Raw genomic sequence first — 26,143 nt, forward strand, 5'->3', positions numbered from 1 at the left:
TTGCTTCAAAGCGGCCGTTCAGCGCCGAAACCGCCGGCGCTATCTAGCATCCCGAGTCACGTATCGGATTCACAGATTTTTCAAACAGTGAATCGACATACTCGCCAAGCTCAGGCATTGGCTTCACTCCTACCCGGACGAAGCCAAGCGACTCATAGTAAGCACAGAGCTTGGTGTTTCTCGCGTCGCAGCCGAGCCGGACAAAACGTCGGTTCAGAATGCTGACCTGGTTGGCGCACCAATCGATCATGAAACTGCCAAGTCCACGGCCGTTGAAGCCCTTTCTCACGGAAAGTCCATGCACATAGCCGGCGATTGGTTCTTGAGGTCCCCAAAAAGCTTCATCATCCAAATCCAGAGAAAACGTCCCCACCGGCATGCAGTCGTGTTCGACAACGTACACCGCTCTTCGCGAAAGACTGTTCAGCACCCATCTTTCGGAAAAGCCGTCTCCGTCCTTGCCCCATGCATAATCGCCATGGGCCACCTTGTTCGCATGCGCGTCGTTTCGGATCTGCGTAATAAGCTGGACGTCTTCTGCTGTTGCGCGGCGAATGCTTGTTGAGATCATCGCTTGTGGCTCCATTAGTTCGCGATGCTATCCCCCAGTTCTAAATCAGCTCGGCGACGCGTACGATAATCAGCGCGGCCGGTACGAGCATTATTTGCGCACACAGGGTCCCGAGAACACGCGCCCCAGCAAGCGTGGTAATAGCTCGCCGAAAGCTATTCTCGGAGATCCGGCCTTCGATAACGTCGTCCGTCATGACGGAAACCTGCGGGTCTATGACCACTGCTAACACGACAGTCGCAAAAGCGTTAAGCGCTATCACCATGCCGGAGACCCCGGCACCGCTCGCTAGCTGGGAAATGTTTTGCCGTGACGGCACCCGCGCGCCGTCCCGCAGATAGTTGATACCGCCGCGGCTGAAAATGTGGAGCACAAGGCGCGGCAATGAACGATTGGTCTGAAAGTGCTCCACAGCACGACTGAAATATCGCTGAAACGTTGGGATCAGCAGTGCGCCGACCACGCTCGCCGCAGAGGCTGTAACCAGAAAGAGACGAAAATCATCGAGCAGGCCACCCTCAAGATGCTGGGTGATATCAAGTTCTACGCGCTTAGCTATGAATGGCCCTTGCTAACTGATCATTTCCAGCCACGGGTACCTGTTTCATCGGCACCAGCGGAGCGAGGAATTGCTCGAAGTGTGGCAACCAAATAGGAATTGAAGTGGCGACGGCAAACATGCCGTGGCCGTTCTTTCCGAAGGGCGGTTCGACAATCATTTGTCCTTTACCGCCTGCCGCCTGAAACGCCGCGAACCAGCTCGCTACGACTTCGGGCGCAAAGTACATATCGTTTTGAACGTAGTGCCATAGTACGGGCACTCGGGTTGTCGACGCGAATTGACCGATCGTGTTCGCCATCTGCTGCGGGTCACACGGCATGCCCGGATGTTTCGATGGGTTGCCGCCGCGACCACCCGAAAAATTGACGACCGCGACGAGACCCTTTGGTGCATAGCTTGCTGCCGCCAGAGATGCGAATCCGCCGGCTGATTGCCCTACCAGAACAACGTGGTCCCGATCCACTTGGGGCAAGGTCTGCGCATAAGCGACAGCGGCGAGCACATCCTGCGCTGCCTGCTTACCCGCAGCGGCGTAATCAGGATGCCGACAAGACCCTGCGTCCTCCTCGTCTGTGCCTCCTGTGGCTCCGTAGCCTCGGCGGATCGGCACAATTACTGCGAAACCGAGTTCGACAAATGTCCGAATCTGCGGCAACTCGCGATAGCGGCCGACCTTCGGGCGGTCAAGCGGATCAGGTGGACTACCGTGACTCAAAACAATCAAAGGAAACGGTCCGGGGCCATCAGGCATATAGGTTGTCGCGATGATGTCACGTTCGTGATCACCAAAGAATCCATGCTCGGTCATCGGCACCTTGACGACCGTCTCGTGGAGATCCGTTGCGATAGGTTGGGACTCGTCGGCAGCCTGCACAAGACTGAAAACAGAAGTGATCAATGCGCCTGAGATCATTAATTTGGTCAGACGGACGAGAATCTGATTTCGGCGAGTGACTGGTCTCATGTGTTATTTCTAATTAACCTTGCGTTAAAATTTTCTTTTCTCGCGGCGTGGTCGATTTCAGCAAACATTGTGGACGATTTGACCGATGATGTCGATTGACCGCTTGTGGCTGATCTGCGCCTGACGCGGTCGGCCCTGAACGCCCCGTTGCCGACGCTCAAGCCGCTTACAGCGCTAACGGCAGGTACGAGAGAACAACGGTTCCCTGTCACTCCTGGCACCGTAACTCCGGACCGGAAACTCCGCCGCGCGGCACGCTCCGCCTAGACTAAGCATTCGCTCTGTGACAACTCACCGCACGCGGCCATTCGTCAGGCTCTCATACTGAAAGCGTTCCGAAAGACCAGCAATAAGACCTACCAAAACTCAGCGAGCTTCTCGGGCAATAGGAATGTTTATTGATCTCGTATGTGAAGGCCTCGCCATGAAACCATTTGAACCGCTGGGACTTACCGTCACTCTCGCTCGCCCTGGTCCTTCCGCCGCGCACGCAGCGGTCGATATCGCCACGACGCCGAACGACGCAGGAGGCTTCATCGAACTTTTCGACGGAACCTGGGACGCCAGGAACGCCGCGATGTTCAGCAGGATCTCTAAGGCGGGCAGCCTACTTCACTAACTTGTAGATGTTGATGTCGCGCAGCGTGTGCTATGAAGGGGCGAAGAGTGGTCAGCAGGAAAAGGAAGCCGTCGGTCGATCACGGACTGCTGGATGCGCCGTGGTGGGTTTCGGCGTTGCTGGCACTGGCGAGCTACGTCATCTTTAACGCGGCTCTACCGGCAGCTATGGCCTCGAATTCCGTCCTGCGCGGCGAGGTCACGATGAGTCTCTTTGCATGGGCTCCGGTAACGATGTTTGCCTTTCTTGGGCTGCTGGCCTATCTGCGTGCCCGGAAGCGTCAGGTGGCGCCCGATTCTGCGCCGGGCGCCGTATGGCCCTTGCGCAAGGAGCCTACTCTCCGTGGTGTCCGCACGCGCGTACTCTTCACGAGGCTCAATTCGAATACAGCAGGCCAAATCGATGAAGCCAGCTCGGCGTCGCGTGCGAAGCCCACAGAATGGACCATCGACGCTATCAGACAACTCGAATGGAAACGATTTGAGATGCTGTGCGTCTGGTACTACGAGGCCATGGGATTCACCGTCAAGAGGGTGCCGTATGGTGCTGATGGCGGTATCGACGCCACCCTATACAGGGATGGGCGGGAAGCGCCGATTGCGGTCGTCCAGTGCAAAGCATGGCGGACCCCTGTGAAGGTGGACCCAGTGCGGGCTCTTGGCGGGGTCATGCATTCGAAAAAGGTGAAGCACGGCGTCTTTTGGTCACTAGCAGGATTCATCGGCCGACCAGTTCGGGACTATGCCTCTCAGGCTGACATTCTACTGGTGGATGGCGCAGGCATTGTCGACCGTATTCGTGCCCTGGAAGCCGGCAAACAAGCAAAGCTGCTTACGCTGGCGTTTGAAGGCGACTACCAGACGCCAACTTGTGTGGCCTGCGGCGTGAAGATGGTAGAACGACAGGGAAAGGCCGGATCGTTCTGGGGCTGTCGCAACTATCCCAAATGCAAGGTCACTATGGGGCGTGCGGCGCAAGTTCCAGGTCAGGGGCGGATTTAGTTCAAGCGAATCACTGACTCCTGAGTGGGCCGGACACTTGAATGTTCACGCGACGGTGCAAACGAATGACACCTCCTGGCCGGCTGCGGAAGAACACTCACTTATCGGTCGTAAGTATCAGGCGTCAGATCCAGCCATCAGAAGCGTCTTTCTGAAATGCGTTCCTATGGCAGATCCATCCGCGGCGCGTCGTTCACGTCCCCGACTCGGGCAAGGACGCGCGCATAGTCCTCCGGCGTGTCCATATCGAGCGCGAAACGATCATGGGCGGCGGCATGGATGAAGACCTCGTCCGGATGCTCCGCGATCAGCTTGCGGCATCCCGGATTCACGTGACCGCTCGCGACTTCGGCCGCAAAGCTTGCGGAAAACACCACCGGGTTGCCGCGTCGCCCGTCGACGAATGGCACCAGGATCGAGCCGCGCGGCATCGCGGCGAACGCGTCGATCAACTCGCGATAGTCGGCGGTCTCCAGCAGCACCTGATCGGCCAGACACACCATCACGAGATCGCAGGGCGCGCTGAGCGAGGCCACGCCGACGGCGACCGAGCTCATCTGCCCTTCCTCGTAGCGTGGATTGCCGCGGAACGTCACCGGCAGCCCGTCGAGCGCGTCCATGACCGCCCGGCCGCCGTAGCCGGTGACGACCACGATTTCGACTGGCCCCGCTGCCGCCAGCGCGCTCACGGTGCGCCGGACGGCCGGCTGACCGCCGACCGGCAGCAGCAGCTTATGCCGGCCCTGCATCCGCGACGACAGCCCGGCGGCAAGCACGACCGCCGAAAATGTCGGCGACGCGCGCTGCACGTCATGCGTCCCTGCGTCGTTCACGTTTTCTCCAGATGGGCTTGGCCCCGCACGATCGCCAGATACCTGGCGGGCAGGCGGTCGAACTCGAGCTTGCAGCCGTCACAGCAGAAATAGAAGCGCTCGCCGCCATAGTCGACCACATGCTTTGCCGACGCGATGTCGATCGCCATCCCGCACACGGGGTTCAGGTAACGCGCGGGCGACGCGCCAGCCGGATCGGCGGCTTCGCACGGCGACAAGGGCGGCACCGTTTCGCCACGGACATCGGCCAACGAATCGGCCAATCCATCGGCTCCGGCAGCGGCGGCCTCCTCCAGTTCGCCGCGCAACGCAACGAGGCCCGCGACCGCACCCAACGCGATCTCTTGCGGCGTGTGCGCGTGAATGTGCGGCCCCGCGGGCGCATGCAACGCCGCCATTCGCTCCGCCGCGATGCCGCGCAAACGCATGGTGTCGCGCAGCCGGTCCGCTTTGCGCTGGCTCGCGACCAGCAGGACCGCGGCGGCCGTGCTGCGCAACGCGGCTTCGAGCGCCTCTTCGTCGCCGTCGCCCTGCGTCGCGACCAGAATCAACAAGGGCTTGAGCGCATCGAACGCGGCCACGTCGAAACCTTGCAGGACGCGCGGCAGGCTCAACGCCGCCAATGGCGCGGTCAGATTCGCCGCCGCGTACACGCGCAAGCCCACCCGCTGCACCAGCACACACGCTTCGAGCGCGGTGGGCGCCGAGCCCAGCACCAACACCGCCGGCGCGGGCAGCGTCGGTTGAATGAATAGTTCGAGCGCGCCATTGCTCGCACACGGCATCGCATGCGCTTCGACGTCGGCTTCCGCCCGGCCGGGCTCGTTGCTGATGCGTATGCGCTTCGGCCGGCCCGCGCGGATCGTCCGTTGCGCGGCCTCGATCACGATCGCGCGCGAGCAGCCGCCGCCGATCCAGCCGTGCAGCGCGCCATCGTCTTCGACCAGCGCCTGGGCGCCCACCCATGTCGAAGTCGGCGGCGCCGCGCGTATCACGGTCACGACGGCGAATGGCCGCGCCTGTTCGATCAGCCGTTGTTCGAGTTGGAGAAGGGTCTCGGTGCTCATCGTAGAACGCTCATTGCAAGACCGTCAGCACTTGGGGCAGCACCCGCTCGAGGCTCGCCAGATCACGCGCGCCGGCCAGCAGGTCGATATAAGGCAGCGCCGCCTGCATTCCGGCACTGGCCGGCGTAAAGTCGGCACGGCTCGCGAGCGGATTGAGCCATACGAGACAGCGGCAACGGCGCCGCAACGCGGCGAGCGCTTGCCGCAGGCGTTCGGGCTCGCCGGCGTCATAGCCATCACTGACCATCACGACCGCCGTGCGCGAATGGAGCAGCCGCCTCGCGTGCTGCTGGTTGAATTCATCGACACTGTCGCCGATGCGCGTACCGCCCGCCCAACCCGCCGACAGCAACTGCAGCCGCTCCTGCGAACGCCACGGGTCGGGGTCGCGCAACGCCTGCCCGATGCCCACCAGCCGCGTGTGGAAGATGAAGCAGTGCACGTCGGAAACCCGCGCGCTCAGTATGCGGGCGAGTCGCAGATAGAAAAAACTGTACAGGCTCATTGAGCGGCTCACGTCCAGCAGCAGCACGATGCGCGGCCGCAGCCGCCGCTTGCGGCGCCAGCCGAGATCGAGCGGCAGGCCGCCATGCGACACGCTGCGGCGGATCGTCCACGCGATATCGATCGTGCGTCCGCTGTTCGCGCGCCGTTCGCGGCGTACCGAGATGCCCTGCAGGCGCTGGACGAAACGACGGATCGCCGCGTCGATCGCGAACAGTTCGTCGGGCTGATGCAACTGGCGGAAATCCGCATGCGCCAGCGACTCTTCCAACGCGGCACCCTGCTCGGCCGTCTTGCCGTTGGGCTGCGCCGCGCTGTCCGCGTGCCTCTGCGCGAGTGAAAGCGGCGTGCCTTCGCTATCGTCGAGCGCTCCCGCGTGCCTTGCCGCGTCGATGCGGCCCGCGCCGCCGGTCCGCGTTTCGACCAGACTGCGCCGGTTCGGCACGAAAAAGTAAGCGTCAAACAGTGCGTCGAAGCGCCGCCACTGCTGCGCATTCGAGCACAGCAACGCGCGCAGGCTCCAGCGCAGCACCTCGCTGTCCAGTTGACCCATGCGCAGCGCAACGTCCATCGACGCAGCCACGTCGCTGCTGGTGACGCGGAAATCATTCGCGCGCAGCCAGCCGGCAAAACCCGTGTAGCGGGCTACCAACGCCTCCTCGAGGGTCGCGGGCGAGCGGCGTCGCGCGGCGGCGCAGTCGATGCCGGTCAGCATGACGCCACCAGTCTTTCGACGACGGGCCGGGCGAGGCCCGCCTGATCCTCACGGGTTTTGACCAGCGCGGCGAGCGAATCCATGATCCGATCGACGCCGTCCGCATCGATCGAACTGACGCCGAGGCGCAGCAATGCGGCCACCCAGTCGAGCGTTTCGGCGAGCCCCGGCTTCTTCTGCAAATCCATTTGCCGTACCGACTGGACGAATTCGACGATCTGCCGCGCGAGCTTCTCGGGCACGTCGGGAACCTGGCTGCGCACGATCAGCAACTCCTTTTCGAAGCCCGGATAGTCGACGTACTGATAAAGACAGCGACGCCGCAACGCATCGGAGATCTCACGCGTACCGTTGGAGGTCAGCACGACGAACGGCCGCTCGACGGCACGGATCACGCCCAGTTCCGGTATCGACATCTGGAAGTCGGACAGCAACTCGAGCAGGTAGGCTTCGAACGCCTCGTCGGTGCGGTCGATCTCGTCGATCAGCAGCACGGGCGCTGGGGTCGTCGTGATTGCTTCGAGCAGCGGACGCTTGAGCAGATAGCGCTCGGAGAAAATATCCTGTTCCTTGTCCGGAATCGGCCGCTCGTCCTGTTCCAGCAGTTTGATCGCAAGCAACTGGTGCTGGTAGTTCCATTCGTAGAGCGCGGCGTGCGAGTCGAGACCTTCGTAGCATTGCAGGCGAATCAGCCGCGTATCCAGCAGCCGCGCGAGCGCCTTGGCGACCTCGGTCTTGCCGACGCCGGCCTCGCCTTCGAGCAGCAACGGCCGGCGCATTTCCATCGTCAGCAGCAGGGTCGCGGCAAAGCTGCGCTCGCAGATGAAGCCTTGCTGCGCAAGCTGGCCCTGCAGCTTGACGACGTCTTCCATGCGGTCGCTGGCCATGATCGTCGTGCGGGCTCAAGCCGTCTTGCGGGAGAACAGTCCGCGCAACCAGTCGCGCACGACGGCCCACGCGAGCGCGAGGCCATTCAGTTCGGGAGGCGGCGGGCTGGGGTCCGGCGCGACTGCATGCGGCTGCGGTTGCGGTTGCGAGCCCGTCTCGCCCGGCGCGGCGCTCGCCGGCACCGCGCCGGGCTGTGGCTGCATGCCTTGCAGCCGCGTCGCGAAGTTCGCCACGAATTGCTTGAGCATCTGCTCCGACACGGGGCCCATCAGCCGGCCACCGAGCGAAGCGGCCTTGCCGCTCATCGTGACCTCGCTCTTGCCTACCAGCTCGCAGGCCTCGCCGCTGGCTTGCACGGCGGCGACCAGATCCATCGACGCCGCCGAGGTGCCGGACGTATCCGCGCCCTTGCCGATCAGATGCAGGCTGCGCGCCGCGGCGTCGAGATCGACCACCTCGATATCGCCTTTGAACGACATCACAGCCGGCCCGAGCCGGACCGTGATGGTCCCTTTGTAGTGCGTCGCGTCGACGCGTTCGGTAATTTTCGCGCCAGGCATGCAGCCGGCCACGGCCTCGATGTCCTGCATCAGTTGCCACGCGTTATCCACGGTGGCAGCCAGCGGAAACACCTTTTCGAGTACGACTTTCATCGAGCCACCCATTGCATCCAGGTACGTGCGCCCCTGCTTCGGGGACCCTCGGCACCGCGGCTTTCGCGTCGCCGGCGCACTGTTGCGATCACTGCCGCGCAAGCCCCAACGCGCGGCATTGCTGCCAGACGCGATAGGCGTTGTGCGGCATGTTCATATGCGTGACGCCCAGATGGGCGAACGCATCGACCATGGCCGCCGTAAAGCACGGAATGGAGCCGACGTGCGGTGACTCCGCCACGCCCTTCGCGCCGATCGGATGGTGCGGCGACGGCGTCACGGTGAAGTCGGTCTCCCAGTGCGGCGTTTCGACCGCCGTCGGCACGAAGTAGTCGAGCAGCGTGCCGCCCAGCAGATTGCCGGATTCGTCATAGGGCAGCTCCTGCCCCATCGCGACCGCGAATCCCTCGGTCAGGCCGCCGTGGATCTGGCCTTCGATGATCATCGGATTGATCCGGGTGCCGCAATCGTCGAGCGCGTAGAAACGGCGTACCTTCGTTTCGCCGGTAAAGCGGTTCACCTCCAGCACGCACACGTACGCGCCGAATGGGAAGGTGAAGTTAGGCGGGTCGTAATAGTCGACCGCTTCGAGGCCCATTTCCATGCCTTCGGGTACGTTGTTGTAGGCCGCCCACGCGACTTCCTTGAGGGTCTTGAACTGGCCCGGCGAACCTTTGAGCACGAAGCGGTCGAGATCGAACTCGACGTCGCCGGGACTCGCTTCGAGCAGATGCGCGGCGATCTGCCGGGCCTTCTCGCGAATCTTGCGCGACGCGCGCGCGACCGCGGCGCCCGCGACCGGTGTCGAGCGCGACCCGTAGGTGCCGAGCCCGTAGGGCGCGGTCGACGTGTCGCCTTCTTCGACGGTGATCACCGAGGCCGGAATGCCCGCCTCGGATGCGATGATCTGCGCGTAGGTAGTCTGGTGGCCCTGGCCTTGCGTGATCGTGCCCATTCTCGCGATCGCCGAGCCGTCGGGATGCACGCGGATTTCGCAGGAGTCGAACATGCCCACGCCGAGGATGTCGCACATCTTCGAGGGCCCGGCGCCGACGATCTCCGTAAAGTTCACGACGCCGATGCCGAGCAGCCATTCGGCATCCGGGTCCGCGCGCCGCGCCGCCTGCTCGGCCCGCAGCGCCGGATAGTCGACCGCCGCGAGGACTTTCTTTAACGCCGGCTCGTAGTCGCCGGAATCGTATTCGAGCCCGAGCGGCGTCGTATACGGAAACTGTTCCTTGCGGATGAAGTTGCGCAGGCGGATTTCGGCCTTGTCGATGCCGAGCTTTTGCGCCAGCACGTCGATCATCCGTTCGATCAGATAGACGGCCTCCGTGACTCGGAACGAGCATCGGTACGCGACACCGCCCGGAAACTTGTTGGTATAGACCCCGTCGACCGACACGAACGCATTCGGAATCGCGTAGGACCCTGTACAAACATGGAACATGCCCGCGGGCCATTTGGTCGGGTCGGCGCAGGCGTCGAACGCGCCGTGATCGGCGGTCACGTGCACGCGCAGCGCCTTGATGCGGCCGTCGCGATCGGCCGCGAGTTCGCCGGTCATGTGATAGTCGCGCGCGAATGCGGTGCTGCTGAGGTTCTCGGCGCGCGACTCGATCCACTTGACCGGCCGCCCCAGCACGATCGACGCGACGATCGACGTCACGTAGCCCGGATACACACCGACCTTGTTGCCGAAGCCGCCGCCGATATCCGGCGAGATGATGCGGATCTTCGATTCGGGGATCGTCGAGAGCAAACCCACCACCGTACGCACGACGTGCGGCGCCTGCGAGGTGATATACACCGTCAGATCGCCGCGCGCCTTGTCGAACGACGCGACGCAGCCGCACGTTTCGAGCGGGCACGGATGCACGCGCGGGTACAGCATGGTCTGCTCGACCGTGACCTCGGCGTTCTCGAAAACGCGGTCGGTCTTGTCCCGGTCGCCGATCTGCCAGGTGAAGATGTGATTCGGATGTTTGCGCGCACCATGCGCGCCGGCCTGCTTGTCCTGAATGTCTTCGCGAATCACCGGCGCGTCGGCGGCCAGCGCCGCGAGCGGATCGACCACCGCCGGCAATTCCTCGTACTCGACTTCCACCAGTTCCGCGGCATCGGCGGCCACATAGCGGTCGTCGGCGACGACGAACGCGACCTCCTGATTCTGGAAGCAGACCTTTTCGTCGGCCAGCACGGCTTGCACGTCGCCGGCGAGCGTCGGCATCCAGTGCAGCTTGAGCGGCTTCAGGTCGTCTGCGGTCAGCACCGCGTGCACGCCCGGATGCGCGAGCGCGCGGGACTTGTCGATCTTCTTCACACGTGCATGCGCATAGGGACTGCGCACCATGACGCCGAACAGCATGCCAGGCATTTTCACGTCGTCGACGTAGGTGCCCTTGCCCTGGATGAAGCGCGGATCCTCGCGGCGTTTGCGCGAACAGCCCATGCCCTCCAGCGCGGCGAGACGGTCGAGATTGGTGTCGAGGTTGCCCATCACGTTCTCCCGGTCGTCAGTGAGTATCTGCTGTCATCAGCGGATGCGATGTTTCCACCGCTTCGCCCCGCAGCTTGCGCGCCGCGTATTGCACCGCCTTCACGATGTTCTGATAGCCCGTACAGCGGCATAGATTGCCGGCCATCCAATAGCGGATCTCTTCGTCGCTCGGCGAGGGGTTTTCATGCAACAGGCGATAGGCGCGCATCAGCATGCCCGGCGTACAGAACCCGCATTGCAGCCCGTGCTCCTGCATGAAGCCCTCCTGCAGCGCATGCAGTTCGCCGCCTTGCGCGAGGCCTTCGACGGTCTGCACCTCGGCGCCTTCGGCCTGCACGGTCAGCAACGTGCAAGACTTGACCGACATGCCATTGAAATCGACGGTGCAGGCGCCGCAATGAGACGTCTCGCAGCCGATATGCGGTCCGGTGTGCAAACACTTTTCGCGCAACGTATGGATCAGCAGTTCGCGCGGCTCGACGATCACATCGGTCTGCTTGCCGTTCAGGTTGAACGACACGACGGTTTTATTGCTCATCTCACTGTCTCCAGCAACAGATTTCAGTGTGCGGCCCGCGCGTAAGCGGTCGTCAGGGCGCGGCGCGTCATCTCGCCCGCCATCGCCGTCTTGTAGTCGATGTCGCCGCGCAGATCGGCGACCGGCGCGCAGGCCGCCATCGCGAGACGCGCGGCTTCGGCGAGCGCCGGTTCGTCGAGCGGCTTGCCCTGCAGGTACTGCTCCGCGTCGCGCGCTCGCAGGGCCGTGTCGGCGACATTGGTCAGCGCGATTCGCACGGCGCTGAGCGTTCCCGCGCTCGTGCGCAGCGTGACAGCCGCCGCCGCCGTCGCGAAGTCGCCGGTCTTGCGCTTGAGCTTCGCGTAGCAGGAACCGGTGCCCGCCGCCGGCGTCGGAATGCGGATTTCCGTCATGATTTCGCCAGGCTCGAGCAGCGTCGCGTAGGTGCCGAGAAAAAAGTCGTCGGCCGACACGATGCGCTCGCCGTGTTCGCCCATCAGCACGAACGATGCGTCGAGCGCCATCATCAGCGCGGGGTGGTCGTTGCCTGGATCGCCATGCGACAGGTCACCGCCCAACGTGCCGCGGTAACGCACCTGGGGATCGGAAATCTGCCGGGCGCCTTCCACGATCAACGGACAGTGGGTCTGCAGTAGTTCAGACCAGATCAACTCGTTTTCGGTGGTCATCGCGCCGATGCGGATCTCGCCGCCGGCTTCCCGAATGCCTTTGAGTTCCGCCAGTTTGCCCAGATCGATCAGATGAGCGGGCTCGGCGAAACGCAGCTTCATCATCGGCAGCAGACTATGGCCGCCAGCCAGCACCTTCGCCTCCGCGCCGTATTCGTTGAGCAGCGCGATGGCTTCCGGCAAGGTCTTTGGAGCGTGGTATTCGAACGGGCGCGGGATCACACTGGCCTCCTTGTCGTCATGCGCCAGCGAGCGGGCGCCTCAGCAACGTGATCAAGGATTTCACAATGCATCGCAGCAATTCAACGCGATTTCCCGAACGGTGGCTCATGTGCGTCAATCACCGGAAAACGTACATGAAACCCGGCCTCGCGCCACCGTCCCGAGCCGTGAGCGGCGCGCTGATTTCGACGGGTGCCGCGGGATTTCCATGCCGGTTGCCCGAATGGCGGGTTTACCTGCGTGAAGGCCCTGGAAATTTGCGCGAAAATCGGTAAAGGTCTACCCGCAACGCCCCTCCGCCATAGAGCATGGACAGCCCATGAAGACAGGAGACGCAACGTGAAACCTTCCGAGCCCCTGGCCACGCCGGCGCCCGAACGCCGCGCGGAAACGTTCCAGCACAAGCTCGAGCAGTTCAACCCGGGGATTGTCTGGCTCGATCTGCAGGGCCGGGTGACGGCGTTCAACGACGTCGCGTTGCAGATTCTGGGGCCGGCCGGCGAACAATCGCTAGGGGTCACGCAGGACAGTCTGTTCGGCATCGACGTCGTGCAACTGCACCCGGAAAAGAGCCGCGACAAGCTGCGCTTCCTGCTGCAGTCGAAGGACGCGGGAGGCTGTCCGGTCAGGTCGCCACCGCCGGTGGCGATGATGATCAACATCCCCGACCGGATCCTGATGATCAAGGTATCCAAAATGACGGGGGCCAGGGGCGCCTGTGGCACCTGCATGATCTTCTACGACGTCACCGATCTGACCACCGAGCCGTCTCGTCAGCCGGCGGGCGGCAACACGGCTTTGCCGCGCCGCCTCTTCAAGATTCCCGTGTACCGGAAAAACCGCGTGATCCTGATCGATCTGAAGGACGTGGTGCGTTTCCAGGGTGACGGTCACTACACGACGATCGTCACGAAAGACGAGCGCTATCTGTCCAATCTCTCGCTGGCCGATCTCGAACTGCGCCTCGACAGCAGCGTCTATCTGCGGGTTCATCGCAGCCACATCGTGAGCCTTCAGTACGCGGTCGAGCTGGTGAAGCTGGACGAAAGCGTCAATCTCGTGATGGACGATGCGGAACAGAGCCAGGTGCCGGTCAGCCGTTCGAAAACCGCGCAACTGAAGGAACTCCTCGGCGTGGCGTGAGATGCCGGGTGCCACATCTGCCAGGCTATGCGCCCAACCCGGCTATCCAGCCTTTGATGGCGTCGCCGGAAAGGCCGCTACTCCTCCATCCGATATGGCCGTCTGGTCTGACGATCCATAGGGAGCCACCGTCCGCTCGAAACGCGGCAGCGAATTCGCCCGACGTGTCGGTTAGTACCGTCAAGAAATCGGATGTTGGTACTTCGCAGCCGGATGCCGTGATGAGAACGGCGGTCGAGGCTTCAGGCAACGAAGTTGATAGAGCGTGGTAATTTTCGATGCAGTCATCGTATTGCTCTTTCCTGTCGATATAACCGACGAGCGTATGTTTGCCACGACCGACGAACTCATGCAGTCGCCTCGGATGCCCAACGAAGCGTTGTGCCAATGCATGCACGTCCGGCAATCGGTCTCCTGGCGCTGGTAAGGCCGGATCGGTGTCAGGGCTGAGATCGCAAACGACTGAACTATCCCGATAGGAAATCAGCAATTGCGTCTCACGCATCGCTGGATTCGCTGCTTGCCGCGCCAGCACCGCATTGAGTGCCGCACTTGTCGACTTGACCACGTCAACGCCAACCGGATGCCGCTCTTCGTGATAGCTGTCCAGCAATGCAGAACCCGCGAGCCCTTTAGCGACGTACGCCAGCTTCCAGGCGAGATTGTGCGCGTCCTGCAGGCCGGTATTCATGCCCTGTCCGCCCACTGGCGGATGAATATGCGCGGCGTCGCCAGCAATGAACAACCGGCCGCGCCCATAGGCCGACGCGATACGATGACTTACGCGGTAGACCGACGACCAGCGCATCGACGACAGGCGCGTTCCCTCCGGCAAAGAAGGCAGCAGCAGGCTGCGCATGGTTTCGAAGTCCGGCGCCCCAACGCTGGCAAGTGACGACGCGCGTCCCTCGGGTACGATCATCGAGAGCCGATAGCGCCTGGCGGAACCATGCACGGGCACGGCCGCGACGCTCACCTTGGCCCGCTCCGAATCGGTCCATTCGAACCGATACATGGGCCCACGAGGACACGACCAGTCGACATCCACATCGGCGAGAGCAAAGGTCTGCGGATATTGTTCGCCGTCGAAACCCAGGCCCAATCCTGATCGAACCTTGCTGTGCGCGCCGTCGCAGCCAACCAGCCATTTACACCGCACAGTGAGTGGTTCACCCCGCGCTCCTTTCACAAGCGCCGAGACCGCGTCGCTCTCCTCGATGAAGCTATCCAGCTCATATTCGTAGTTTACCTGACCGCCGTGGGTTGCGAATACGGCTTCGAGCAAACGCTCCGTCTCGTGTTGCGCGAGCGAAAGAGAGCCGTAGGGCAACCCCTCCTGCGGCACCTTTACAGAGCGCGTGGGGACCATCATGCCGTCGACCCAGGTTTCCACGCCGGTCAACCATGTGCCCGCCTCGATGGCACGATCAATGATGCCGAGATCGTCGAAGATTTCGAGCGTGCGCGCTGTAATGCCGAGGGCCTTGCAGAAAAATCCTCGACTCGCCATCTTGTCGATCACCATCACCGAGATTCCATCACGTCTCAATTCGGTGCCAAGCAGCAAGCCAACCGGGCCAGCGCCAACGACGAGCACGTCTACATCTTCCATGTCTTGCTCCTGATCGTCCGTTATGGATCTGGCGAGACGGACACACGTGGAGATGGAACTGCGAGGTCTGTAGAACGAAATGCTAGCGGCCGACTTCACCGATCGCATTCGCGATCCGCGAACGACCCGCATCCGAGAACGCACATCAACGGATCGGGGCGCGGAGATAGCTTCCGGATTGTCGACGATTCAGAACTCGATGTCGACTGGCCGCTCATGGCCGAACCCGCCCCAACGCGTCATGCCCGGCTCAGCCTCGCGCGCGGCACCTCGATCACAGCAGAGGAAGCATTAACCTGATGTGCTCCGCAAATGCAGCCGTCAGCAGCGACGGACGCTCGCGCAAGAACTTCAGGGAGATGCCGACCGTGGGTAACGGCGGAAGCCCCGAATCGGCATTGAGTACGCGGAGATCCGGCGGGACGGCAGTCTCTGTCATGACGGCAAAAGCCTGCCCTGAACGAACCAGCGCAGTGAGGCCAGAAAGACTGCTGCTCGCGTAGGCGATGCGGTATGCCCTGCCGGCGCGTTGCAGCGCTTCGCAAGCGGCCATGTGGTCAAGCGTGTCCGGATCGGAGAGCGCCAGCGGCAGTGGATCGAAATGAGCGGAATCCATCCCCGGATAGCCGATCCAGACCAACTGCTCGCGGCGGATGATATCGTCGTTCGCATCGCCTTCGGGCAGCGAGATCATCGCGAGGTCCACTGCACGCTTCTTCAGTTGTTCGAGCAACCGTGGCGTGGGGCCGCAAACGACTTCCACGATCGCTTGTGGGTGCTGGCTCGAGAACTGCCGCAGCAACGCAGGGAGGAACACGGCAGCGTAGTCGTCGGGACAGCCGAAGCGTACGCTGCCGGACAGCCCCTTCCCGCACAGGTCAGCCATCGCTTCATCATGCAGCCGCAGAATGCGTTGAGCGTGGATCAGCAGGCGCTCGCCGGGCTCCGTCAGCACCACGCCGCGACCGGTGCGCTGAAACAGCGGCTGATCGACGATTTCTTCGAGCCGCTTCATCTGCTGACTGAGCGCGGACTGGGTCCGGCCGATCCGGCTGGCCGCGCGACTCAGCGCCCGCACGTCGGCGATGACGGCAAATGAACGCAACAGATCGATCTCGAGCGAAAGACTCAAGGTATTAGCCCCCCTTCTATCTCGCATCAGAACTATTCGATTCTATAAAATCAGAGCGCCGTCTAGACTGCAAGTCATTCCCGTCACTTGCCAGGAGATGCACCGTGTCCCGAAACAACGACGCAACGTTTTGGCACAACGCCAGACAGCACCTCATCCGTTATGGCGGCACGTTCGCGCCGATGATCATCGAGCGCGCCCAGGGCAGCTTCGTCTACGATGCGGACGGCCGGGCAATCCTGGATTTCACCTCGGGGCAGATGAGCGCGGTGCTCGGACATAGCCACCCTGAAATCGTGTCGGTCATCAACGAATACGCCGGCAAGCTGGACCATCTCTTCAGCGGGATGCTCTCGCGACCGGTCGTCGAACTGGCGACGCGCCTTGCCGACATCACGCCCGACGGGCTCGACCGGGCGCTGTTGCTCAGCACCGGTGCGGAGTCGAACGAAGCCGCCATCCGGATGGCGAAGCTGGTCACCGGCAAATATGAAATCGTCGGCTTTGCACAGTCCTGGCATGGCATGACGGGGGCGGCAGCGTCGGCGACCTACAGCGCGGGACGCAAGGGCGTCGGGCCCGCTGCCGTCGGCTCGTTCGCGATCCCCGCCCCGTTCACGTACCGGCCGCGTTTCGGAAGCAATGGCGCGTACGACTACCTGGCGGAACTGGACTATGCGTTCGACCTCATCGATCGTCAGTCCAGCGGCAGCCTCGCAGCCTTTATCGCGGAGCCGATTCTCAGTTCCGGCGGCATCATCGAACTTCCGGAAGGCTACATGGCGGCGCTCAAGCGCAAATGCGAGGAGCGCGGCATGCTCCTGATCCTCGACGAGGCGCAAACCGGAGTCGGGCGCACGGGCACGATGTTCGCGTGCCAGCGCGACGGCGTGACGCCCGACATCCTCACGTTGTCGAAGACGCTCGGTGCCGGCTTGCCGCTGGCGGCGGTCGTAACTTCTGCCGAGATCGAGGAGCGGGCCCATGAACTGGGCTACCTGTTCTACACGACCCACGTGTCCGATCCGCTGCCCGCCGCGGTCGGTCTACGGGTGCTGGACGTGGTTCAGCGCGAAGGACTGGTCGAACGTGCGAACGTTATGGGCGAGCGGCTCAAACGGGGCCTGCTGGATCTGATGGAGCGCTTCGGCTGCATCGGCGACATTCGCGGGCGAGGATTGCTGCTGGGTATGGAGATCGTCAAGGACCGCCATACGAAGGAGCCCGCCGATGAGCTTGGCGCAAAGATCACCCGGGAGTGCATGAACCTCGGGCTCAGCATGAACATCGTGCAGTTGCCCGGCATGGGCGGTGTTTTCCGCATTGCGCCTCCGCTGACCGTACTCGAAAGTGAGATCGACCTTGGTCTGGAGTTGCTGGGGCATGCGATTCAGCATTCGGTCTAGCCGGTTTGGGAGCCGTCTTTCATTGAGGCGGCGCTGGCACCAGTCCGTACCTGGACATGATAGCGATCAGCATTGCGACGTCGGTTGCCTTGCCTGCATCGATTGCTGCAGCGACCTCGCGGAAATACTGAGCCCCGATATCAGGGGTATTAACGATAAGCGCGCGGGTCGTCTGAACATGAGGGTTGCTGAAGTGATGGACCGATCCGCGCGGAGTGTGCATCCATTCTTCTGGCGTCAGATCCCGGACGACTCCATCCACGGAGTACCGAAGAACGCCTTCCAGAACATAGACGCACTCTTCGTTGTTTGTGTGGCTGTGAGGTGGCGGAACACGTGAGCCTGGCGGCACTGTCAACTCGAACACGCCCATCCCTCCTGTGCTGGCTCCGTCGATCAGGTATCGGATAGTCAACTCGCCAATTCGGATCGGCTCAATTGCCCCTGCTGTATCTACAGTCATTGCCGTCCCCTCGTGGTGGAAGATTTGCGGGCTTCCGGACACCGCAAGTGTATGTCACGAACGTGCTACTCGCGATCGGCGCATCAACGCAGGCGCGGGTATCCGGCAGAGGTCGAATCGTCTGTCGATAGAGTGAACCCGCAAGAGCGATGAACCCCCGGTCTCGTTGGATCCAACAGGAAACCGGATCCACGTTGCACTGTGCGTTAGCGCACGTTTGAAATCAATCTGAAAGCCTACCCTACTACGCGTTCCGTTGGTTCGTCGCGGGTCCGTTTCGGGAGCAATGATGCCAAGCACACCACGCATGGAGCCGCAGGCGTCGGCGGCTGTCGACACTCAGCGAGTCGAGCCGACCCCCGAGCGGCTGCTCCAGTTGGGCATGGGCTTCTGGGCTTCCAGGACGCTGCTGTCCGCAGTCGAGCTCGACATGTTCACGCGCCTCGCGAGCGGGCCCCTCGATGCCGCGCAAATGGCCGGCGCCCTCGGACTTCATCCACGGGGCGCCCTCGATTTTTTCGATGCTCTGGTCGCGTTGAATGTGCTGCAACGCGAGGGCGGAATGTACGCGAATACACCGGACGCCGAACTGTTTCTGGACAAGTCGAAGCCCAGTTATGTCGGCGGATTGCTGGAGATGGCCGCCACGCGCTTGTACCCGTTCTGGGGTTCGCTGACCGAAGCCCTTCGCACCGGGCAGCCGCAAAATGAAGCGAAAGCGGGAGGAAATCCGTTCGACGCGATCTATCGCGACGAACAGACTCTACGCGGCTTCCTCAAGGCGATGAGCGGAGTCAGTCTGGGCGCGGCGAAAGCGATGGCGCAGAAGTTTCCGTGGAAAGACTATGGCACGTTCATCGACATCGGCGCCGCACAAGGCGGCTTGCCTGTGCAGATAGCGCTCGCCCATCCGCACCTGACGGGTGGCGGCTTCGACCTGCCGATCGTGGGCCCGGTGTTCGACGAGTACGTGAGGTCGTACGGACTGCAGGATCGGCTGACTTTCTACCCAGGCGACTTCTTCAAGGACCCGTGCCCGACAGCGGATGTGCTAGTGATGGGGCATATCCTCCATGACTGGGACCTTGGGCAGAAGCGCAAACTCCTCGCGAAGTGCCATGCGGCGCTGCCTCCCGGTGGGTGCCTGATCGTCTATGACGCGGTTATCGACGATGAGCGCAGGCAGAATGCGTTCGGCCTTCTGATGAGTCTGAACATGCTGATCGAAACACCCGGCGGATTCGACTATACCGGCGCACAGTGTCGTGAATGGATGAGCGAAGCCGGCTTCACGCAGGTGCGCGTCGAGTCGCTTACGGGCCCGGATTCGATGGTGATCGGAATCAGGTAGAAGCGCGCAGCGCATCGGCCGCGTTGGCTCGGCGAAGCCATTTCTCCCCCGGGGCTTCTGCGCGTTCTCCTCCCCGCATCAGCTCGCGGGCCCCGCCTCCATCAGCTTGCTGACGTGCTGCTTGAAGCTTGGCAACAGAAGCCTGTTTGCATAGCCGCTGAGGTGATCGCCATCGAAGACGAGCGGCCGGCCGTCGGCTGTGTGCGTCAAGCAGACCGAATCTGGGCACAGTGGTGGCAACGGGTCCCATACGCTAACTTCGGGGACCGCCTGCTTGATGTGCGCATAGGATTCGAGCACCGGCGCCCGCAAGGCTTCCAGATCCGCACGGGCGATGTGGTCGCCGCCGGAACAGATGGGATTGTCGCGATTGAACCAGTCCGAGCATCGGAACGGCTGGCTCCGAAACTCGGGTGTCGGCCCCTCCAGGATGACCTTCGCCCCTTTGGCTGCCAGTTTCTGCAGGATCGGAATGGCCTCTCGCACGCCGTCTACCCGGCTTTTCACGGCCTCTGGACCAAACATGTAGCTCCAGGCGCTCGAGTCGTCGAAGCGGGCCCACTCGTCGGACAAACGTGGCAGCCGCAGCGAAGGCATGAAGACCACGTCACCGGGCCTGACATGCTCCTCGATTTCAGCGATTGCCGCATCCATCGCCGGCGCACAGTTCGCCACCTCCTGTTGTTTGCGCGGCAGCAGAACAATGAACGGACAGCCTCCATTGTTGTACGCGACGACCTTCACGCCGGTATCCCGGGCGAATTCACGCAACATCCTGTTGTAGGCCATCGCGTGCGAATCGCCGATCACGTACAGGCGCCCGTGATAGGTTGCCGGAAGCGAACATCCCGCGCGGGTATATGTCCATACGGGCTCCCCGTTCAGCTTCGACCTGTTCCACGTGTCCAGACATCCGTCATTGCTGGGCTCGAGGGGGCGGCTCGGATACCAGTCGTCGGCACGTTGTGCCACCACGCTCAGCGACATATCCAGCTTCAGCTGGGCTACCTGAATGCCGCCCCACAACAGCGCTCCGCCCGTCAGCGTAGCCAGGCCCACACCGACGACAGCGGGACGCCGCATGCCTTTCAGGACCGCCGAGCGTCGCACAGGATTCTCGACGTAGTACCAGGACGCTGTCGCCAGCACGAAGGTCAGTACGGCCGCGAGCACGCGCCAGACAGTCGCATCGATCCCGGTCGTCCACCGCAGCAGCACGATCACAGGCCAGTGCCAGAGATAAAGCGAATAGGAGATCTTGCCGACGAAAGTCACCGCTGGTGAAATGAGCAGCCTGTGCAGCCAATCCCCCGGCGCTCTTCCATGCAGCGCGTACAGGACGCCAAGTGTGCCGGCAACCGGCAGCAGCGCTCCCGGAAAAGGAAGCAGCTCCGCGCGCAAGACCATGAAGCCGACCGCAAGCAGCACCAGCGAACCAACGAGCAACGCCGTCGAACCCAGCGTCCGATTGCGGTCGATCACACCGAGCGGGCGCTTCGCGAGCGCGAGCAACTGGTATAGCAGGATACCGGATGCCAATTCCCAGAATCGCCCTGGAATCAGGTAAAAGTTGAGCCCGTCATTTCGCTTCGAAAGCCACCATGCGGCCAACACGGACAGCGCGAGCGCGCCGGCGAACAGCGCAACGCAAAGCGTCTTTCTCGGACGTTTGCTCACCCACATGAAGAAAAGCAACGGAAAGATCAGATAGAACTGCTCTTCTACGCCAAGCGACCAGGTATGCAGGTACGGGTTGAATTCGACGCGTGGCGAAAAATAGTCATCACCGGTCACCGCGAGCACCACATTGCTCAACCCAAAGAAAGCAGCCAAGCCGGTGTATTTGTTGGTATCGCTCAGCCACGCGTTCGGGATGAACAGTGCTGAAAACAAGCCGGTGACCAGCAGGCACACCACGAGCGCTGGCACGATCCGCTGCACTCGACGCGCATAGAAATAGAACACGAAGCGCGAAAACTGCATCGATTCGAGGTTTCCAACGGATGCGCTGACGACGAACCCGGAAACCACGAAAAAGATGTCGACCCCTGTAAGCCCGCCGGGTAACCACCGCGCACCCAGGTGATAAACGATGACCGACAGCACCGCGACCGCACGCAAACCGTCGATGTATCCCGCGTGCACGGGACGGGTGAGTTGCGGCGCAGTAGTAGCCTTATCGCGTGAATTCATGGCATGAGAGCTAATGAGGTCGGTCGGAATCCGTGGACGCCTACGGGCTTGGCAGCGATCCTGTTCAAGTAGAAACGCTGCGTGAAAACCGCGAGAACAAGATTCTGGTAAGCGTGCGCGCAATATCGGCTGCCGCAGTCTGTGGGGTGAATCAGACCGGCCAGCGGTCGGTGCGACTCGACCGCCCGAAACACCGCCTGCATCACCTCTCGATCAATAACCAGAAAAAGCGAAGGTGTCGTTGCCCTTTCTCTCGTTTGTTTTTGCGTTCGATTGTGACGTAAAAAAATTTAGGGAAATGTAAGGCCCGCGATGTATTTGGTGCGCTACCCCTCAGAAGCGATAAGAACCGATCTCGCCCTCGCGTGCAGCAGCTTTCAAAACTCCAAGGCGATGCTTTCGAAACGCCACCGTACAGCCTTCTATAAGCGCGACACTACGTGCTATGGCATGACAGCTCTGTTCGAAATCACACAAACGCCCGCTCTTCGATGTCTACTCGAAAGTGTTATGGCGCAATGTCCCGCGTTTTCGACTGATCCTCCAAACCGCCTACAATTCCGGCATATGTCTTGCTGACGACCCATGCTCCGCTCGGCCGTCAACACGCCCCAACCGGAATTCTCTCTTCACATGAAAATATCGCTACCGCCGCCGCATGGACGGCCCAACCGCGTCTACCCGCCGGGCACGCCGGGCCTGCATGGGCTCGTCTCCCTGATCACCGGCGTCGTGGTCGTGTGCGGGCTGTACTTCGGCCGCGAGGTGCTGATTCCGATCACCTTGTCGGTGCTGCTGAGCTTCCTGCTCGCGCCGCTCGTGCAGATGCTGCGGCGTCTGCACATGGGCCAGTTGCCGTCGATCTTCATCGCGGTGCTGTTCGCTCTCGCCTCGCTGCTCGCGGTCGGCGCGCTGATCGGCGCGCAGCTCGTGCAGCTCGCGGGCGCGCTGCCGCAGTACCAGGAAGCGATCGAGCAGAAGATCGAAACCGTGCAGGAAAAGACCGTGGGCCGCGCCGATTCGCTGATGAGCAGCGCGGCCTCGGCGCTGCAGCGCATGGCGCCGGTGCGCCCCGCGCCGCCACGCCCGACCGGTCGAGCCGCGCGCAATGCGCCGCAGGTGCCGCAACAGGTCGAGGTGCACGAACCCGCGCCGACGCCGGTGCAACTCGCGCAGCGCGCCCTGACGCCCGCCATCGCGCCGATCGAGACGACCTTCATCGTGCTGGTCGTGACGATCTTCATCCTGTTGCAGCGTGAGGATTTGCGCGACCGTCTGATCAGCCTGTTCGGCTCGCGCGACCTGCACCGCACGACCACCGCGATCAACGACGCCGCCGGCCGCCTGTCACGCTATTTCGTCGCCCAGCTCGGCGTGAATCTGAGCGCGGGCGCCCTCATCGCGATCGGGCTCGCGATCATCGGCGTGCCGGGCGCGCTGCTGTTCGGCGTGATCGCCGCGTTACTGCGCTTCGTGCCGTACATCGGCATCTGGATCGCGGCGATCCTCGCGGTGTTTCTCGCGGCCGCGATCCAGCCGCAATGGACCATGGCCGTCCTCACGCTGATCCTGTTCATCGTCGTCGACGTGGTCGCCGGGCAGATCGCCGAGCCGCTGCTGTATGGTCATCGCTCCGGCCTGTCGCCGCTCGCGGTGGTCGTCGCGGCGATTTTCTGGAGCTGGCTGTGGGGGCCGATCGGCCTCGTGCTGTCGACCCCGCTCACGCTGTGCGTCGTCACGCTCGGACGCTACGCGGACCGGCTCAACTTCCTCACCGTGCTGCTCGGCGATCAACCGGCGCTGACGCCCGCGCAGAATTTCTATCAGCGCCTGCTCGCCGACGATACCCACGAGGCGATCGTGCAGGGCGAGCGGCTGTTGCGCGAGATGTCGCTGATCGACTACTACGACAAGGTCGTGCTCGAAGGCCTGCGGCTCGCGCGCAACGACGCGCTGCGCGGCGTGCTGATACCCGACCAGTTGCAACGGATCAACGACTCGCTCGTCGATATCGTCGAGAACCTCGAAATCGCCGACGGCCTGCGCGATACGCTGTCGCCTGTCGAACCGGCGGACACCGGTGGCGCGCTGCTTGCGGGCGCGCCGGACCCGGCTGCACCGGGCACGGAGCGCTACGGCAGTGATGCCCTCACACGCTCGCCAGCGCCGGATGAGACGGGCAAGGCGGCGGTGCTGTGCGTGCCGGGCCGCGGCTCGTTCGACGAAGTGACGACCGCGATCGCGGTGCAACTGCTGAACCGCCAGGGCTTCGCGCCGCTGATGGCGACCCACTCGGGTTATCGCAGCGCGCACCCCGACGAGCCGAGCTTCAAGGACGCGTCGATCATCTGCATCGTGTCGCTCGACGCACCCGAGTCGCCGCCGTATCTGCGCAACATGCTGCGGCGCACGCGCGAATGGCGGCCGCGCGCGACGCTGGTCGTGGGCGTCGGCGAAACGCTGGAAAACAACATCGAACTCGATGCGGCCGGCGCACTGCATGCGTCGCCGACGTTCCGGGCGATGATCGAGGCATGCCGCGCGGCGACGAGCGTGCAGGCCATGCGCCAGCCGTCGCAAACGGCCGGCGCGAACTGAGGCCGCGAACTGACGCCGCGGACTGACGCCGCGATAGCCTGAGCTGGGCCGGTTCAAGAAACCGCGAGGTTGCGTAAGCGCCTCGCGGTTTTTTTCGCGCTCGTGCACGGCGTTGTACCCAAAATGAGGACAGCCGTGCGCGCACGCTGCCGCATACTGCGCCGACAACGCAAGAAAACCGGAGACACGCATGACCCGCTCGTTCAAACCCTATCCGTTTGCGCCACGCCGCTATCCGGCCGCGGTGCCGCCGCTCGTCGACGGACGCGATCGCGAGACGCGCGCCGTCGCGATCGTCGGCGGCGGCCCGGTCGGCATGACGCTCGCGCTTGCGCTCGCGCGCCAGGGCGTGCGCTCGGTGCTGATCGAAGCCGACGACAGCGTCTGCACCGGCAGCCGCGCGATCTGCATCTCGCGACGCAGCCTCGAGATTTTCAAGCGGCTCGGTGTCGTCGAAGGCTTTCTGCAAAAGGGCCTGGCGTGGACCGGCGGGCGCAGTTTCTACCGCGACACGGAGGTGTTCCGCTTCGCGATGCATCAGGACGACGAGCAGTCGCTGCCGCCGATGATCAACATCGCGCAGTATCAGATCGAACAGTTGCTGCTCGACGAGATCGAACGGCACGCGGAGCTGATCGACGTGCGCTGGCAAACGCGGGTGACCGGCATCGAACAACGGCCGCAAGGCGGCGCGACGCTGACGCTGCGCAGCGCCGCGGCTGCCGATCCCGACGGCACGACCTGGAACATGGACGCGCAGTGGGTCGTCGCCTGCGACGGCGGACGCAGCACGATCCGCGACCTGCTCGGGCTCAAACTCACCGGCACGACCTACGAAGGCCGCTACGTGATCGTCGATATCGAGCTCGACACCACGCGCGCGACCGAACGGCTAGCGTACTTCGATCCGCCGTCGAATCCGGGCTCGACCGTGCTCGTGCACAAGCAGCCCGACAACGTGTGGCGCATCGACTACCAGCTGCGCGACGACGAAGACCCGGACGCCGCCGTGCTGCCGGAAAACGTGATGCCGCGCGTGCAAAGCGTGCTCGACTCGATGGGCGAAACCGGCGCGTGGTCGCCGATCTGGATCACGATCTACAAGGCCAATGCCTTGACGCTCGAACGTTATCGGCACGGCAACGTGCTGTTCGCGGGCGACGCCGCGCATCTGGTGCCGATCTTCGGCGTGCGCGGCGCGAATTCCGGCATCGACGACGCCGACAATCTCGGCTGGAAGCTCGCTTGTGTGATCAAGGGGAACGCGTCGCCGGCGCTGCTCGATAGCTATAGCGACGAACGCGTGTACGCGGCGCGCGAGAACCTGAGCTACGGCATGAAAAGCACCGAATTCATGGCACCGCCGACCTTCGCGTTCGATCTGCTGCGCACTGCCGTGCTCGGGCTCGCCGAGCGGCATGCGGCGGTGCGGCCGCTGATCAATCCAAGGCAGACGCATGCGATCGCGTATCGGCAATCGCCGCTGAACTTCGTCAGCGACAGCGCCGATGCGTTCGAGCGCGGTCCCGCACCTGGCACGGTGCTACCCGAATGCCGGCTGCACAGGCAAGCGGACGATGGCGCGCGCACCGGCATTCATCTCACCGATCTGCTCGGGCCGTGCTTCACGGCGTTGCTCTTCGACGCCGAGCGCGCTACCGACGCCGACGCGTGGCAGCAACTGCAACACACGCTGACCAGCAAGGGCATTCCGTTCAACGTGATCGAAATCGTCACGGCCGAAACGCGATCCGCCACCAGCCTCGATGCAATCGACCCAACCGGCCGCTTGCATCAGATGCTCGATGCACAACCCGGGACCGTCTATCTGATCCGACCGGACGGCCACGTGCTGGCACGCTGGCGCAACGGCAGCGCGGCGGCCGTACAGCACGCGCTCGACGCCACACTGACGAAGCAGAATTAACGCGCAAGGACCA

At 62.9% G+C, this 26,143-nt stretch carries 21 protein-coding genes and 1 pseudogene; 7 read left to right on the top strand and 15 right to left on the bottom strand.

Features of this window, described 5'->3' with window-relative positions; genetic code table 11:
• Positions 1-43 precede the first annotated feature (43 nt).
• The 3 genes and pseudogenes from CI15_RS31900 to CI15_RS31910 all read right to left on the bottom strand — a co-directional run bounded on the left by CI15_RS31900 (position 44) and on the right by CI15_RS31910 (position 2,097).
• Positions 44-571 (bottom strand): GNAT family N-acetyltransferase, encoded by a 528-nt coding sequence (locus CI15_RS31900; protein WP_062136751.1) that lies wholly within the window; start codon positions 569-571, stop codon positions 44-46.
• A 40-nt stretch (positions 572-611) separates the two neighbouring features.
• Positions 612-1,142 (bottom strand): annotated as a pseudogene (locus CI15_RS31905) (lipid II flippase family protein); the annotation flags it as partial.
• Positions 1,123-2,097, bottom strand: a complete 975-nt coding sequence (locus CI15_RS31910) for an alpha/beta fold hydrolase (protein WP_075643814.1) — start codon at positions 2,095-2,097, stop codon at positions 1,123-1,125. The gene CI15_RS31910 and the pseudogene CI15_RS31905, both read right to left, overlap by 20 nt.
• A 391-nt stretch (positions 2,098-2,488) precedes the next feature.
• Here CI15_RS31910 and CI15_RS31915 point away from each other — a divergent pair, with 391 nt between their 5' ends.
• Both CI15_RS31915 and CI15_RS31920 read left to right on the top strand, forming a co-directional pair.
• Positions 2,489-2,716 (top strand): hypothetical protein, encoded by a 228-nt coding sequence (locus tag CI15_RS31915; RefSeq protein WP_062136761.1) that lies wholly within the window; start codon positions 2,489-2,491, stop codon positions 2,714-2,716.
• A gap of 47 nt (positions 2,717-2,763) precedes the next feature.
• Complete coding sequence (locus CI15_RS31920; RefSeq protein WP_241496005.1) at positions 2,764-3,717, top strand: restriction endonuclease; 954 nt, start codon at positions 2,764-2,766, stop codon at positions 3,715-3,717.
• Between the two features lie 164 nt (positions 3,718-3,881).
• On the opposite strand, the gene CI15_RS31925 is transcribed toward CI15_RS31920, so the two are convergent.
• The 8 genes from CI15_RS31925 to CI15_RS31960 form a co-directional block, all read right to left on the bottom strand.
• On the bottom strand, positions 3,882-4,550 hold the full coding sequence (locus tag CI15_RS31925) for a nucleotidyltransferase family protein (RefSeq protein WP_062136767.1): 669 nt from the start codon (positions 4,548-4,550) through the stop codon (positions 3,882-3,884).
• Positions 4,547-5,617 carry an XdhC family protein gene (locus CI15_RS31930; RefSeq protein WP_062136769.1) on the bottom strand — a complete coding sequence of 357 codons (1,071 nt, stop codon included), beginning with the start codon at positions 5,615-5,617 and terminating at the stop codon, positions 4,547-4,549. The genes CI15_RS31925 and CI15_RS31930 overlap by 4 nt, the downstream gene beginning before the upstream one ends.
• A gap of 10 nt (positions 5,618-5,627) precedes the next feature.
• Positions 5,628-6,836: a vWA domain-containing protein gene (locus tag CI15_RS31935; RefSeq protein ID WP_062136771.1), complete on the bottom strand. Its 1,209-nt coding sequence runs from the start codon at positions 6,834-6,836 to the stop codon at positions 5,628-5,630.
• Positions 6,830-7,723: an AAA family ATPase gene (locus CI15_RS31940; protein ID WP_082814351.1), complete on the bottom strand. Its 894-nt coding sequence runs from the start codon at positions 7,721-7,723 to the stop codon at positions 6,830-6,832. Before CI15_RS31940 ends, CI15_RS31935 begins: the two co-directional genes overlap by 7 nt.
• 15 nt (positions 7,724-7,738) lie before the next feature.
• Positions 7,739-8,377, bottom strand: coding sequence for an SRPBCC family protein (locus CI15_RS31945; RefSeq protein WP_062138333.1), 639 nt, complete (start codon positions 8,375-8,377; stop codon positions 7,739-7,741).
• A gap of 88 nt (positions 8,378-8,465) precedes the next feature.
• Entirely contained in the window at positions 8,466-10,877 is a 2,412-nt protein-coding gene (locus CI15_RS31950; RefSeq protein WP_062136774.1) for an aerobic carbon-monoxide dehydrogenase large subunit, read from the bottom strand.
• A gap of 16 nt (positions 10,878-10,893) precedes the next feature.
• The gene (locus CI15_RS31955; protein ID WP_062136777.1) at positions 10,894-11,415 is read right to left on the bottom strand and encodes a (2Fe-2S)-binding protein; all 522 of its coding nucleotides are present in this window, start codon (positions 11,413-11,415) and stop codon (positions 10,894-10,896) included.
• Between the two features lie 23 nt (positions 11,416-11,438).
• Entirely contained in the window at positions 11,439-12,305 is an 867-nt protein-coding gene (locus CI15_RS31960; RefSeq protein ID WP_062136780.1) for an FAD binding domain-containing protein, read from the bottom strand.
• 339 nt (positions 12,306-12,644) lie between these two features.
• Here CI15_RS31960 and CI15_RS31965 point away from each other — a divergent pair, with 339 nt between their 5' ends.
• On the top strand, positions 12,645-13,448 hold the full coding sequence (locus CI15_RS31965; RefSeq protein WP_062136784.1) for a LytTR family DNA-binding domain-containing protein: 804 nt from the start codon (positions 12,645-12,647) through the stop codon (positions 13,446-13,448).
• A gap of 25 nt (positions 13,449-13,473) precedes the next feature.
• Here CI15_RS31965 and CI15_RS31970 read toward each other — a convergent pair whose 3' ends face one another.
• Both CI15_RS31970 and CI15_RS31975 read right to left on the bottom strand, forming a co-directional pair.
• Positions 13,474-15,060: an FAD-dependent monooxygenase gene (locus CI15_RS31970; RefSeq protein ID WP_062136786.1), complete on the bottom strand. Its 1,587-nt coding sequence runs from the start codon at positions 15,058-15,060 to the stop codon at positions 13,474-13,476.
• A 274-nt stretch (positions 15,061-15,334) separates the two neighbouring features.
• Positions 15,335-16,219 (bottom strand): LysR family transcriptional regulator, encoded by an 885-nt coding sequence (locus CI15_RS31975; protein ID WP_062136788.1) that lies wholly within the window; start codon positions 16,217-16,219, stop codon positions 15,335-15,337.
• Positions 16,220-16,296: 77 nt separating this feature from the next.
• On the opposite strand from CI15_RS31975, the gene CI15_RS31980 reads away from it, so the two are divergent.
• Positions 16,297-17,598, top strand: a complete 1,302-nt coding sequence (locus CI15_RS31980) for an aspartate aminotransferase family protein (protein ID WP_062136791.1) — start codon at positions 16,297-16,299, stop codon at positions 17,596-17,598.
• 19 nt (positions 17,599-17,617) lie between these two features.
• On the opposite strand, the gene CI15_RS31985 is transcribed toward CI15_RS31980, so the two are convergent.
• Complete coding sequence (locus CI15_RS31985) at positions 17,618-18,061, bottom strand: cupin domain-containing protein (RefSeq protein ID WP_062136794.1); 444 nt, start codon at positions 18,059-18,061, stop codon at positions 17,618-17,620.
• Between the two features lie 307 nt (positions 18,062-18,368).
• On the opposite strand from CI15_RS31985, the gene CI15_RS31990 reads away from it, so the two are divergent.
• Entirely contained in the window at positions 18,369-19,412 is a 1,044-nt protein-coding gene (locus CI15_RS31990) for a methyltransferase (RefSeq protein ID WP_241496006.1), read from the top strand.
• Between the two features lie 78 nt (positions 19,413-19,490).
• Here the strand turns inward: CI15_RS31990 and CI15_RS31995 are convergent, their stop codons facing one another.
• Entirely contained in the window at positions 19,491-21,605 is a 2,115-nt protein-coding gene (locus tag CI15_RS31995; RefSeq protein WP_062136797.1) for an acyltransferase family protein, read from the bottom strand.
• 633 nt (positions 21,606-22,238) lie between these two features.
• Here CI15_RS31995 and CI15_RS32005 point away from each other — a divergent pair.
• The gene (locus CI15_RS32005; protein ID WP_062136803.1) at positions 22,239-24,203 is read left to right on the top strand and encodes an AI-2E family transporter; all 1,965 of its coding nucleotides are present in this window, start codon (positions 22,239-22,241) and stop codon (positions 24,201-24,203) included.
• Between the two features lie 190 nt (positions 24,204-24,393).
• Positions 24,394-26,130: an FAD-dependent oxidoreductase gene (locus tag CI15_RS32010; RefSeq protein ID WP_062136805.1), complete on the top strand. Its 1,737-nt coding sequence runs from the start codon at positions 24,394-24,396 to the stop codon at positions 26,128-26,130.
• The last annotated feature ends 13 nt before the right edge of the window (positions 26,131-26,143 follow it).

The sequence above is a fragment of the Paraburkholderia monticola genome (assembly GCF_001580545.1).
Lineage (GTDB): Bacteria > Pseudomonadota > Gammaproteobacteria > Burkholderiales > Burkholderiaceae > Paraburkholderia > Paraburkholderia monticola.